Origin of the sequence: Pseudoxanthomonas sp. LjRoot127, assembly GCF_964253495.1 — a bacterium.
Taxonomy (GTDB): domain Bacteria; phylum Pseudomonadota; class Gammaproteobacteria; order Xanthomonadales; family Xanthomonadaceae; genus Pseudoxanthomonas_A.
In genome coordinates this window covers 3,303,386-3,316,427 of record NZ_CAXUQR020000001.1, presented here as the reverse complement: position 1 = coordinate 3,316,427, position 13,042 = coordinate 3,303,386, and the positions used below count along the sequence as shown (strand labels likewise).

12 protein-coding genes are annotated in these 13,042 nt (G+C 67.7%); 11 read left to right on the top strand and 1 reads right to left on the bottom strand.

Annotation, left to right across the window (positions count from 1 at the left end):
* The first annotated feature begins 44 nt into the window (after positions 1-44).
* The 5 genes from ACSQ19_RS15605 (at position 45) to ACSQ19_RS15585 (ending at position 3,517) form a co-directional block, all read left to right on the top strand.
* Positions 45-713, top strand: a complete 669-nt coding sequence (locus ACSQ19_RS15605; RefSeq protein ID WP_435998232.1) for a hypothetical protein — start codon at positions 45-47, stop codon at positions 711-713.
* A 77-nt stretch (positions 714-790) separates the two neighbouring features.
* A complete protein-coding gene (locus tag ACSQ19_RS15600; RefSeq protein ID WP_296279875.1) occupies positions 791-1,456 on the top strand; it encodes a hypothetical protein in 666 nt (221 codons plus the stop codon).
* A gap of 68 nt (positions 1,457-1,524) precedes the next feature.
* Positions 1,525-2,361 carry a hypothetical protein gene (locus tag ACSQ19_RS15595; RefSeq protein ID WP_435998230.1) on the top strand — a complete coding sequence of 279 codons (837 nt, stop codon included), beginning with the start codon at positions 1,525-1,527 and terminating at the stop codon, positions 2,359-2,361.
* A 16-nt stretch (positions 2,362-2,377) separates the two neighbouring features.
* Complete coding sequence (locus ACSQ19_RS15590) at positions 2,378-3,028, top strand: DUF2884 family protein (protein WP_435998228.1); 651 nt, start codon at positions 2,378-2,380, stop codon at positions 3,026-3,028.
* A gap of 63 nt (positions 3,029-3,091) precedes the next feature.
* Positions 3,092-3,517: a hypothetical protein gene (locus ACSQ19_RS15585; RefSeq protein ID WP_435998226.1), complete on the top strand. Its 426-nt coding sequence runs from the start codon at positions 3,092-3,094 to the stop codon at positions 3,515-3,517.
* 15 nt (positions 3,518-3,532) lie between these two features.
* On the opposite strand, the gene ACSQ19_RS15580 is transcribed toward ACSQ19_RS15585, so the two are convergent.
* Complete coding sequence (locus ACSQ19_RS15580; RefSeq protein ID WP_435998224.1) at positions 3,533-4,954, bottom strand: class II fumarate hydratase; 1,422 nt, start codon at positions 4,952-4,954, stop codon at positions 3,533-3,535.
* Positions 4,955-5,092: 138 nt separating this feature from the next.
* Between ACSQ19_RS15580 and purB the strand changes: the two genes are divergently transcribed.
* From purB to ACSQ19_RS15550, 6 genes are all read left to right on the top strand, one after another.
* Positions 5,093-6,460, top strand: coding sequence for an adenylosuccinate lyase (gene purB / locus ACSQ19_RS15575; RefSeq protein ID WP_435998222.1), 1,368 nt, complete (start codon positions 5,093-5,095; stop codon positions 6,458-6,460).
* A gap of 22 nt (positions 6,461-6,482) precedes the next feature.
* A complete protein-coding gene (locus ACSQ19_RS15570; protein ID WP_435998220.1) occupies positions 6,483-6,881 on the top strand; it encodes a VOC family protein in 399 nt (132 codons plus the stop codon).
* Entirely contained in the window at positions 6,878-7,786 is a 909-nt protein-coding gene (gene bla / locus ACSQ19_RS15565) for a subclass B3 metallo-beta-lactamase (RefSeq protein ID WP_435998218.1), read from the top strand. The genes ACSQ19_RS15570 and bla overlap by 4 nt, the downstream gene beginning before the upstream one ends.
* 85 nt (positions 7,787-7,871) lie before the next feature.
* Positions 7,872-9,122 (top strand): JmjC domain-containing protein, encoded by a 1,251-nt coding sequence (locus tag ACSQ19_RS15560; RefSeq protein WP_435998216.1) that lies wholly within the window; start codon positions 7,872-7,874, stop codon positions 9,120-9,122.
* Complete coding sequence (locus ACSQ19_RS15555) at positions 9,119-10,030, top strand: GNAT family N-acetyltransferase (protein ID WP_435998214.1); 912 nt, start codon at positions 9,119-9,121, stop codon at positions 10,028-10,030. Before ACSQ19_RS15560 ends, ACSQ19_RS15555 begins: the two co-directional genes overlap by 4 nt.
* Positions 10,031-10,210: 180 nt before the next feature.
* Positions 10,211-13,039, top strand: a complete 2,829-nt coding sequence (locus ACSQ19_RS15550; RefSeq protein WP_435998212.1) for a 2-oxoglutarate dehydrogenase E1 component — start codon at positions 10,211-10,213, stop codon at positions 13,037-13,039.
* The last annotated feature ends 3 nt before the right edge of the window (positions 13,040-13,042 follow it).

Here is a 13,042-nt window from a genome sequence, read left to right as displayed (position 1 = left end):
CCCCCTGCCGCCGCCCGTCCCTTTCCGCAGAACGAGGATTTCCCATGCGCAATCGTGTTCACCTGATCCAGGGCGCCTGCATCGCCACGGCCCTCCTGCTGACGGCCTGCCAACCGGCGCAGGACAAGCAAGGCAACGCTCCCACCGGCATTGCAGCCGAGGCGATGGGAGAGGTCGCCAAGGGCCTGGGCGACGCCAGCAAGGAAATGGAGAAGGCGCGGCAGGAAATCGCCGACGCACGCGATCGCCTGGCCCGCGAAAACCTGTCGCTGAACCGCAACGAGAGCGAATCACAGCCGAAGGCGGAGATAACCCCCGCAGGCGAACTGCTGATCGAAGGCAAGCAGATCGCCACCACGCCGGAACAGAAGGCACTCGTTCTGGCATATCGCAAGGAGCTTCTGGGGGTGGTCGGCGACGGCATGGCCATCGGCATGGAAGGCGCGCGCGTCGGTATCGATGCCGCCGCCTCGGCGCTGAAAGGCGTGCTCGCCGGGCAGTCCGGCGACGAGATTGGGCAGCAGGTCGGCGAGCAGGCCAAGGCGAAGATCAAGCCGATGGTCGCGCAACTCTGCACGCGCATGCCGGGCCTGCTGGCTGCGCAGCAGGCGCTCGCCGCTGCGGTCCCCGAGTTCAAGCCCTACGCCAACATGGACCAATCCGACGTCGACGACTGCGCAGACGCCAACGGCGACGGTACCTGGTCCTTCTGAGCACCGCGCGCGGTGCCCCGCATCGCGGGGCATCCGATTTCCCCTTCCATCCAGCGTCCCCACGCGGAGAACCCGACATGCGCCTCCACCCCGTCGTCATGCCGCTGTTGCTGACCCTCCTGCTACCGTTCGCCGCCCCCGCAGCGTCCGCCAAGGACACGCCTGTCCGCGACGAGATCAGCGCGGACCTCGCCGACGCACGTAAGGAAGTGCGGGCGGAACTCGCCGCTGCCCGTCGCGAACTGGAAACCGACAACCTGGAGCTCGGCGCCCATGTCCATTTCGGCAAGTCCGACAAGCGCGCTTCCGATGCTGATCGCGCCTTGCTGAAAGCGGAAATCACGCCCCGAGGCGACTTCCTGATCGAGGGCAAGCCTGTCGCCATCGACGAGCGGCAGCGTCGCGACCTGCTGCTTTACCGACGCCAGGTGATCGACATCGCAAAAGCCGGGATCGACATCGGTGAACGCAGCGCGGAGGTCGCGCTGGAGGCAGTGGACCGCGGTGTGTTCAGCCTGCTGTTCGGCGCGATGACCGGGAACCTGGAACGCCGGATCGAGAAAGCCGTCAGCGAGACCGTCGAACCCGGCGTCCGCCGGATCTGCCGCAGCCTGCCCGCGCTCCGGGACAGCCAGCAGCGGCTGTCCGCAAGCCTCCCGGCGTTCCGCCCCTACGCGACGCTGGACGTCGACGATGCCGAGGACTGCGAGAAGGACATCCGCCAGACGTTCGCATCGCGATGACGGCCTGCGGCCTGCACCCGCGTCCAGGCCGCCGATGCCTCCCTCGGTTTGATTCCGGAAACTCCCTCATGCGTATCGCGTCGCTCACCATTCCCCTCCTTGGCCTGCTGACCCTGTCTGCGCCCAGCCTGGCCTCGGATCGCTACTGCAAGCACGAAGCTCCGCGCCAGCTCACGCTCGACGTCGGCGATGCTCGGACCGTGGTGTTCGACGTCGGCCCCCACGACCTCACCGTTACATCGCGCGCGGGTGCCCCCGCCGCCATGACGGGCAGGGCGTGCAGCAGCCATGCCGACCGGCTGGATCGCCTGAAGCTGGAACAGCGTCGCTCCGGCGACAAGCTGATCGTGCGCATGTATCAGGAAGGCCGTTTCAGTGGCCTATCCTTCGGCAGCAACTACGCGTACATGAACCTCACAGCCACCCTGCCCGACCACCTGACGGTACAGGTCAAGGTCGGCTCCGGCGAAGCCACCGTTACCGGCGCGCCGGTATTCAGCGCGGATGTGGGCTCAGGCCACGCGGTGGGCCGCAACACGCGCGGCCTGGCCGCCGCTTCGGTGGGCTCGGGCAGCATCGAGCTCCATGGAGCCGGCAGCCTCAACGTCGTATCGATCGGTTCTGGCCAGGTGGAGGCGGAGGCCATCAAGGGGGTCGCCAAGGTGGGCAGCATCGGCTCGGGGGGTTTCAGCCTGTCGTACGGCGGCAGCGTCGAGATCGGCTCGATCGGTTCCGGCGGTGCCGAACTCCGCGACATCGCCGGCGACATCGCGGTGGACTCGGTGGGATCGGGCGGCGTCGAAGTGCGCAATGCAAGCGGTGGATTGACCGTGCGCTCGATAGGCAGCGGCGACATCGACCATGAGGGCGTGAAAGGCGCTCTCGATCTTCCCAAGCGACGTTGATACCTGAGGAACGAACATGACCCGTATGCCCGCACTCGCCCTATCCGTGCTCCTGCTCGCCGCGTGCTCGCCAGACCGTGACCCCAGCGACGGCACGGCGAGCTCGAATGCGCTCTGGGGGCAGAACGTGAAGCTCGACGCGACCGGACATCCCCGGGCGGAAGTATCGGCGAAGGGAGATTTCATCGTGGACGGCAAGGCCGTGCCGGTGAACGATCAGCAGCGCGCACTGCTGGTCGCCTATCACCGCGAACTGGGCGGTATCGCCGATGCCGGCATCGCCACCGGCAGGGAAGGCGCCAAACTGGCCGGCAAGGCGGTCGGCGCGGCCGTGCGTGGCATCTTCAGTGGCAATCCGGACCAGATCGACCAACAGATGGAAGCCGAAGCCAAGAAGGTCGAAGCGGAAGCCATGAAGATCTGCGATCGCCTGCCCGGCCTGTACAAGGCGCAGCAGGATCTCGCCGCAGCGTTGCCGGCCTTCACGCCCTACGCGAGCATGGAACCCGACGACGTGACCGAGTGCCGCACTTCGCACAACGATAGCCACGAAGCGGGCAAGGACGTGGGGCGCGCCATCGGCCAGGCGGTCAAGGCCACCCAAGGCAATGCAGCCCAGGAAGCGGATGCGGCCGCCGCCGAGCCGGCGGAAGCTCCTTCCCCCTGATGCTGCGCCGGTGGTCGCGTCGTCCACCCTCCCCCACGCCGACACGCCCGTGCGAGGCCATCCATGAAGTGTGCGTACCCGATCCTGCTGGCGACACTGATGACGATAGCCCCCGCGCGGGCGGCGGATGTGCCAGATCCTGCGCGCGAGCAAGCGTTTCAGGACCACATCGCCTACGTGGCCACGTTCGCGATGCCGGTGATGATCGAGAAGTGCGCCCTCATGGATGAAACTTACCTGGCGCGCGCCGCGCCCGCGTACTTCCGGTATGTCAATGGCCGTCAGGACCAGATCGAGCGCGGACGCCTGCTTACGCTGGCGGAATTCGGCCCGGCCGATACGCTGGCGACCTACCGTGCACGCACGCTGTCGCAGCGCCTGGGGCGCCTGGACACCGGGACGCCTGAGCAGAAACGGCAGATGTGTGAGGGTGCCCTGGCGATGCTCATGGGCAAGCGGGTCCCCGGCGAATGGCCGCCGCGCGAGTGATCCACGGCCCGCGGATCAGCCGCCTCCCGCACCCGGCTTGCCATGGATGCCACCCTTGGCGAGCACGGCGGGATCCAGCAGCCGCTTGAGCGTCTTTTCCGGTAGGCCGGTGACCTCGCGCGCGACGTCCAGCACCGCCCGGTTCTGCTTGTAGGCCTGTTTGGCGATGGCTGCGCCCTTCTCGTAACCGATCACCGGATTCAACGCAGTCACCAGGATCGGATTGCGATCCAACGCCTCCCGCACGCGGTCGGTCCGTACCGTGATGCCGGCGATGCAGTCGTCCGCCAGCAGTCGGGAAACGTTCGACAACAGCTGGATGCCATCCAGCAGATTGTTGGCGATGAGCGGCAGGGTGACGTTGAGCTGGAAGTTGCCGGTCTGGCCGGCGACCGTGATCGCCGTGTGGTAGCCCATCACCTGGGCACAGACCATCACCGTGGCTTCGGGAATCACCGGGTTGACTTTGCCCGGCATGATCGAACTGCCCGGCTGCAGTGCCGGCAACTCCACTTCGCCGAGGCCGGCGAGCGGCCCGGAGTTCATCCAGCGCAGATCGTTGGCGATCTTGGTCAAGGCCACCGCCAGCGCACTGAGTTGGCCGGACAGTTCGACCGCATCGTCCTGCGCCGCGAGACCTTCGAACTTGTTGGCGGCGCTCTCGAACCGCGTGCGGGTGCGGGTGGACAGGACTTTGGCGACCCGGGCACCAAACCGGGCGTCGGCATTGATGCCCGTCCCGATCGCGGTGCCGCCCAGCGGCAGGCGGCGCACCCGCTTCAATGTGTCTTCGATGCGGGCCTGGGCGGACGACAGTTGCGCGGACCAGGCCGAGAATTCCTGGCCGAAGGTGAGCGGCATCGCGTCCATCAGGTGCGTGCGGCCGATCTTGACCACCCTGGCCAGCGTCCTGCCGCGCGCATCGATGGTCTTGCGCAAGTGCTTGATCGCGGGCAGCAGGTCTTCCATCACCGCGAGTTGCGCCGCAACGCGCAGCGCGGTCGGAATGACGTCATTGGAACTCTGCCCCAGGTTGACGTGGTCGTTCGGATGCACGGCCGCCCTGCCGGCGCGCGAGGCGAGCGTGGCGATCACCTCGTTCGCATTCATGTTGGAGGAGGTGCCCGAGCCCGTCTGGTACACATCAATGGGAAAATGCGCGTCGTGCTCGCCGGCGGCCACGGCCTGCGCCGCCATCTGCACCGTCGCCGCGATGCCCTTCGGCAACAGGCCCAGGCCCGCATTCACCTCGGCGGCAGCGCCCTTGACCAGACCCAGTGCGCGGATGAAGCCGCGCGGCATCGGCCGGCCGGAGATCGGGAAGTTCTGCACCGCACGCTGCGTCTGGGCACCCCAGAGCGCGTCCGCAGGAACCTGCAGTTCGCCCATGCTGTCGTGCTCGATGCGGGTGCGGCCCGCCGACTTCTTGCTGGTCATCGACCGTCTCCTGCGAGGATTTCACGGCGTGCTCGCCGGTGCGGGACCGGCGGCTGGCGGGCCCACAGGATACGCCAGGCCGGTTCGTCGCCTTCCCGGGGTAAAATGGAACGCTCCCTTTCAAGCCCACCCGCGCCCATGTCGGATTCGTCCCTGCTCGCCCTGTCCCCGCTCGATGGCCGCTATGCCGGCAAGGTCGACGCGCTGCGCCCGATCTTCTCCGAGTACGGCCTGATCCGCGCCCGCGTGAAGGTCGAGGTGGAATGGCTGCTGGCGCTGGGTGCCGAAGGGGGCATCACCGAGCTGCCGGCGTTCTCGGCCGCCGCGACGACGAAGCTGCGCGCATTGGCGGACGGCTTCAGCGTGGCGCATGCGGCGCGCGTGAAGGAGATCGAACGCACCACCAACCATGACGTCAAGGCGGTGGAGTACTTCATCAAGGAGCAGCTGAAGGACGATGCCGAACTCGCGCCGGCGCTGGAATTCGTCCATTTCGCCTGCACCAGCGAAGACATCAACAACCTGTCCTACGGGCTGATGCTGGAACAGGCGCGCCGCGACGTGCTGCTGCCCGCGCTGGATGGCGTTGCCGCGACGCTGCGCGCGCTGGCCCATGCGCAGGCGGCGCAGCCGATGCTGTCGCGCACGCACGGCCAGACCGCCTCGCCGACCACGCTGGGCAAGGAGATCGCCAACGTCGTCGCCCGCCTTGAGCGCCAGCGCACGCAGATCGCCGCGGTGGAACTGACCGGCAAGATCAATGGGGCGGTCGGCAATTACAACGCGCACGTGGCCAGCTATCCCGACGTCGACTGGCCGGCATTCGCGCAGCGCTTCGTCGAAGGCCTGGGCCTGGTGTTCAACCCGTACACCACCCAGATCGAGCCGCACGACAACGTCGCCGAGATCGGCGATGCCGCGCGCCGCGCCAACACTGTCCTGATCGATCTGGCGCGCGACGTCTGGGGCTACATCTCGCTGGGCTATTTCAAGCAGCGGCTCAAGGAAGGCGAAGTCGGCAGTTCCACCATGCCGCACAAGGTCAACCCGATCGACTTCGAGAACGCGGAAGGCAACTTCGGCATCGCCAATGCGCTGTTCGAACATTTCAGCGCCAAGCTGCCGATCAGCCGCTGGCAGCGCGACCTCACCGACTCCACCGTACTGCGTGCCCTGGGTACCGCCTTCGGTCACACGCAGGTCGCGCTGGATTCGCTGGCCAAGGGCCTGGGCAAGCTGGAAGTGAATCCGCAGCGCCTGGATGCCGACCTCGATGCGGCGTGGGAAGTGCTGGCCGAAGCCGTGCAGACCGTCATGCGTCGTCACGGCCTGCCGAATCCGTACGAACAGCTGAAGGCGTTGACGCGCGGCCAGGGCATCACCGCCGACTCGATGCGTGCGTTCGTCGAATCGCTCGACCTGCCGCCCGACGACAAGCAGCGCCTGCGCGACATGACGCCAAGCCGCTATACCGGCCTGGCCGAACGCCTCGCACGCGACATCTGATGCACCGGCAAAGGGAACGGCGATGCACCTGCTGATCAACATCGACGTTCCCGACCTGCCTGCCGCCGAGGCGCTGTACACGCGCGTCTTCGGGCTCACCGCCGGCCGCCGCTTCGGCGCCGGGGGTGTCGAACTGCTGGGCGCACAGGCCCCGATCTACGTGCTGCAGCATCCGTCCGGCAGCATTGCCGCCGCGGACGCGCGCCGCGACTACGCCCGCCACTGGACGCCCGTGCACCTGGACGTGGTGGTGGACCATCTAGAGCCTGCCCTCGACCGTGCCCTGGAGGCCGGACTGGTGCAGGAAACCGACATCCGCGACGCGAACTGGGGCCGCATCGTCCGCCTGGCCGATCCCTGGGGCCACGGCTGGTGCCTGCTGCAGTTCGTCAACCGCGGCTACGACGAGATCGCCACATGACCCTTCGCTGCCTCTTCGCTGGCGGGCTGCTTGCCCTCGCGCTCCCTCTCGCCGCCGTCGCCGCGGATGCTCGCCCCCCCGTAAAGGCCTGTGAAGACGACGCAGGCTGGAACGAGCCGGCCACGCCCCTGAAGGTGTACGGCAACACTTGGTACGTGGGCACGTGCGGGATCAGTGCCCTGCTGCTGACCTCGGACGAAGGCCATGTCCTCATCGATGCCGCCACGCCGCAGGCCGCTCCACAGATCCTCGCCAACATCCGTGCCCTCGGCTTCGAGCCGGCGGACGTGCGCGCCATCGTGTTCTCCCACGAGCATTTCGACCATGCCGGCAGTCTGGCCGAGCTGCAGGAGGCCACGGGCGCACCCGTGTACGCACGCGCGCCTGCCGTCGCCACGCTGAAGCGCGGCGCCAGCGACCGCAACGATCCGCAACACGAGGTACTGGACCCGTTCGCACCGGTCAGAAAGGTGGTCGTCGTCGCGGATGACGGCGTCGTGCGCGTCGGTCCGCTCGCCCTGCAGGCCGTTCCCACACCGGGGCACACGCCGGGGGGGACGAGCTGGACCTGGCGTTCGTGCGAGGGCGACGACTGCCGGCAGATGGTCTATGCCGACAGCCTGACCGCGATCTCCGACGACGTGTACCGTTACAGCGACGACGCAGCGCATCCCGGTTACGTAGCAGCGTTCCGCGACACGCTTGCGCGGGTCGCGGCCCTCGACTGCGACATTCTGGTCACTCCGCATCCCTCCGCCAGCCAGCTGTGGTCAAGGATCGGGCCGCGAGCGAACGCGCCCCTCGTGGACCGCGACGCCTGCCGGGTGTACGCGCGGAAAGCCTCCGAACGCCTGGACAAGCGCCTGGCCGACGAAGCCGCCAGCGGAACGCCGGCGCGGCCTTGACCGGCATCAATGTCGCAGGTGGCGCGATCGGTGACGCTGCCCTTCCCCCTTCCTGCCCGGCGCATCGCCCCGCGAACACGACCCCATGACCAAGAAGACGCTCTCCCGCGCCGCCTCGCTTCCGTTCGAAGTCGACGCCACCCGTGACCATCCCCTCGGCATGCCGGCCGAGCGCTTCCTGCGCGACTACTGGCACAAGCGTCCGCTGCTGATCCGCAACGCATTCCCCGGCTTCGAGACCCCGGTGCAACCGGAGGATCTCGCCGGCCTGGCCTGCGAAGACGGCGTGCTGGCGCGGATGATCAGCCTGGACCGCGCCACCGGCGCGTGGGATGTCCGCACGGGCCCGTTCCAGGAAGAGGATTTCCCCGGACTGCCCGACCACGACTGGACCCTGCTGGTGCAGGACGTGGACAAGTGGGACGCCGACGTACGAGCGCTGCTGGAGCAGTTCCGCTTCCTGCCGCGCTGGCGGGTGGACGACATCATGATCAGCTTCGCGGCCACCGGCGGTTCGGTCGGCGCGCACGTGGATCACTATGACGTGTTCCTGCTGCAGGCCCAGGGCGAGCGCCGCTGGGCGATCGACGCCCGCGTGGCGATGGGGCAACCCGCGCCGGACCTGGGTTTCCAGGAGGACGTGGCGATCAAGCTGCTGCGCACGTTCAAACCCACCCACGAATGGGTGCTTTCACCCGGCGACATGCTGTACCTGCCGCCGCTGGTCCCCCACCACGGCGTGGCCGAGAACCCGTGCCTGACCTTCTCGGTGGGCATGCGCGCCCCGTCGTCGGCCGAACTGATCGGCGACTATCTGGACACGCTGATCGCAGAAGCGGACGAGGCCGTGCGCTACCACGACGAAGACCTGACCGTGCCGCAGGATCCCAACGAAATCGATGCTCGCGCGATGGCGCGCGCAGTCGAGGCCCTCAACGCCTTGCGCATGAACGATCCCGACCTGGTCGGCGACTGGTTCGGCCGCTTCATCACCACCTACCGTGCTTCGGGCGATGTCATGCCGCCTCCGGATGCGCCCTCGCGCATCGAGATGGAATGGGACCTGCAGCGCGGCGCGCACCTGCTGCGCCACCCGTTCTCGCGATTCGCATGGCGTCGGCGCAGCAAGGGCGCCACCCTGTTCTGCAATGGGGTGGATTACGTGCTGCCGGTCAGGGAAGCCCAGCAGTTGGCAGGCCTCGAGAGCCTGGACGGCGCTACCTACGGTGCACTCAGCGAGGACGCGCGCGATGCGGTGATGGGATTGGCGGCGCAGGGCCATTATCAGCTCGCGTTCGGGGATGACGATCCGGACACCGGGGACGAGGACGCATGAACGCCGCCGGGGACTACCGCGTCGCACCGGTCGACTACGCCACCGACGCCCGCCTGGTCCACCAGGTCAGGGACGTGGTGTTCGTCCAGGAACAGCAGGTGCCGCGCGATCTCGAGCGGGATGCGATGGACCCGCTCAGCTACCACGTGCTCGCCCGCGATGCCTCCGGCACCCCCATCGGCACGGCGCGGTTGACGCCAGCGCACCGCATCGGCCGCATGGCCGTCCTGGCGGCATGGCGTGGGCGCGGCGTCGGCGATGCCCTGCTGGGCGCCCTTCTGGACGAGGCCCGTCAGCGGCAGTGGCCCGATGTGTCGTTGCACGCCCAGGTTTCCGCCGAGGCGTTCTATGCGCGCCATGGCTTCGTGCCGGAGGGCGAGCGCTTCCTCGAAGCCGGCATCGAACACCAGACCATGCGCCGTGTGGTGGCGGGCGCCGCCCGCATCACCCGGCGCGCTGAAGCCGTGGCCATCACCACGGCCGTGATCGCGCAGGCGCGCCGCGGCCTGGTGGTCTACAGCCGGGCGCTGGATCCGGGGCTGTGGGACGCACCGACGGTCGTCGAGGGCCTGCGCCGCCTCGCCACGCGCCAGACAGGCGCCCACGTGCAGCTGCTGCTGCAGGATGCGGCCACGCCGCAGCGGGCACTGGCGCCGCTGATCGCCCTGGGGCAACGACTGCCCAGCGTGTTCTCGTTCCGCGAAGTGCAGGATCCCGTCGACCTGCCCTACACCGCCGCGTTCGTCGCCAACGACGACCACGGGTACTACTTCCGGCCGCTCGGGCATCGCTTCGACGGTGAGGCCGGGCTGGCGCATGCCGGCCGTGCACGCCAGCTGCGCGAGGAGTTCTCGCAGATCTGGGAGCGTTCGCGGCCCGTCAGCGAATATCGCGCGCTGGGCCTCTAGCACGCTGCGCATGCGGTCGCATCCGGCAGCGCCAGCGGCCCGCACCCTGCGTCTTTAGTCCAATCCGGTTACGCCCCCTTCCCGGCATGGGGGTATAATTTCCGGGTTTTCGTCCATGTCCGTGGGACATCGCGCGACATGGACCGCAAGCGCCCCTCGACTACCCCACCGAACCCCATCGTGGACAATCTCCTGAAGCAGTTCGCGCAATCCTCGCAGCTCAACGGAGGCAATGCCTCCTACGTCGAAGACCTGTACGAGCAGTATCTCGTCGCCCCGGACAGCGTGGGCCCCAAGTGGAAGGCCTACTTCGACGGATTCAAGGGCCACGAGGCGGGGGATGTCCCGCATTCGGTCGTGATCCAGCAGATCACCGAGGCCGCCCGCCAGGCTGCCAACAACGGGCATGTCGTCGCCGCCGGCGGCGATGAACGTGAGCGCAACATCGGCCGCCTCATCACGGCGTACCGGTCGCGCGGCCACCTGGGGGCCCAGTTGGACCCGCTCGGCCTGACCCCGCCGGTCAATCCCCCGGACCTGGACCTGTCCTTCCACAACCTGTCCGACAAGGACCTCGACAGCGAATTCAGCACCGGCAACGTCGGCGGCAACTCGCGCATGAAACTCCGCGACCTGCTGGCGCGCCTGAAGGCGGCCTACACCGGCCCCATCGGCGTCGAGTTCATGCATATCTCGGAAGTCGACCAGCGCCAGTGGCTGTACCAGCGGCTGGAGACCGCCGGCGGCCAGTTCGGCCTGTCCGACGACGCCAAGCGCCGCACCCTGGAGCGCCTGACCGCGGCCGAAGGCCTCGAGCGCTACCTGCACACCAAGTACGTGGGCCAGAAGCGCTTCTCGCTGGAAGGCGGCGATGCGCTCATCCCGCTGCTCGACACCATGATCCGCAGTGCCGGCGAAGGCGGGGTCAAGGACATCGTGGTCGGCATGGCCCACCGCGGCCGCCTCAATGTGCTGGTCAACACGCTGGGCAAGAGCCCGCGCAAGCTCTTCGACGAGTTCGAGGGCAAGTTCGAACACGACAACAACCTGGCGCACGCCGGCGACGTGAAGTACCACATGGGCTTCTCCGCCGACATCGCCACGCCGGGCGGCCCGGTCCACCTGGCGCTCGCGTTCAACCCGTCGCACCTCGAGATCGTCGACCCGGTCGTGGCCGGCAGCGTCCGTTCGCGCCAGGAGCGCCGCAACGACGCCGCACGCCAGGCGGTGCTGCCGATCATCATGCACGGCGACGCCGCGTTCGCCGGCCAGGGCGTGGTGATGGAGCTGTTCCAGATGTCGCAGGCGCGCGGATTCGCCGTCGGCGGCACGCTGCACATCGTCATCAACAACCAGATCGGCTTCACCACCAGCAACAAGGAAGATGCGCGCTCCACGCTGTACTGCACCGACGTCGCCAAGATGGTCGGCGCACCGGTCTTCCACGTGAATGGCGACGACCCGGAAGCGGTGGTGTTCGTGGCGCAGCTGGCCTACGACTTCCGCCAGCAGTTCAAGAAGGACGTGGTCATCGACCTGGTGTGCTACCGCCGCCACGGGCACAACGAAGCCGATGAGCCGGCCGCGACCCAGCCGGTGATGTACCAGACCATCCGCAAGCACGCGACCACGCGCGAGATGTACGCCGCCAAGCTGGAAGGCGCCGGCGTCATCCCGGCCGAAGGCGGCAAGGCGCTGGCCGACGCCTATCGCGACAAGCTGGACTCGGGCGAATACACCACCGAACTCGCCAAGCAGAAGGACGACGAGCTGGCGATCGACTGGTCCAAGTACCTCTCCGGCAAGCTCAGCGATCCGGTCGATACCAAGGTCAAGCGCAAGTCCCTCGATTCGCTGGCCAAGATCATCACCACGATTCCCGCTGGCGTCGCCCTGCACCCGCGCGTGGCCAAGATCTACGAAGACCGCGTGAAGATGGCCGCCGGCGAGCAACCCGCGGACTGGGGCTTCGCCGAGAACCTCGCCTACGCGACGCTGCTGGCCGAAGGCAACGGCCTGCGCCTGGTGGGCCAGGACGCTGGGCGCGGCACGTTCTTCCATCGCCACGCGATCCTGCACGACCAGAAGACCGACAGCTATTACCTGCCGCTGCGCCAGCTGGTGGAACAGCCCGAGCAGGCCACCATCATCGACTCGCTGCTGAGCGAAGAAGCGGTGATGGCCTTCGAATACGGCTTCTCGACCACCGATCCCAACACGCTGTGCATCTGGGAAGCGCAGTTCGGCGACTTCGCGAACGGCGCACAGGTGGTCATCGACCAGTTCATCGCCGCCGGCGAGGCCAAGTGGGGCCGCATCAGCGGCCTGACGCTGCTGCTGCCGCACGGCTACGAGGGCCAGGGCCCGGAACACAGTTCCGCACGCCTGGAGCGCTTCCTGCAGCTGTGCGCGCTCGAGAACATGCTGGTCTGCGTGCCGACCACGCCCGCGCAGGCGTACCACATGCTGCGCCGGCAGATGCGCATGACCACCCGCAAGCCGCTGGTGGTGATGACGCCGAAGTCGCTGCTTCGCCACAAGCTGGCCGTGTCCACGCTGGACGAACTGGCCAATGGCGAGTTCCAGCACCTGATCCCCGACGCCACCGCCGACGCCAAGAAGGTCAAGCGCGTCGTCGTATGTTCGGGCAAGGTCTATTACGACCTGCTGGAAGATGCGCAGAAGCGCGGCCAGGACGACGTGGCGCTGGTGCGCGTAGAGCAGCTTTATCCGTTCCCGCGCGAGCAACTGGCCGCCGAGCTCAAGCGCTACGGCAAGGCCACCGAAGTCGTGTGGTGCCAGGAAGAACCGCAGAACCAGGGCGCGTGGTACCAGATCAAGCACCACCTGCAGGCCTGCCTCACCGACAAGCAGTCGCTGCATTATGCAGGCCGTACGCGTTCGCCCTCGCCCGCCGCCGGCCATTTCGCCGAGCACGTCGAGGAACAGCTGAAGCTGGTCGCCGACGCACTGGTCAACAAGCTCGGCAACGACAACGTCGCCGAATGAGCC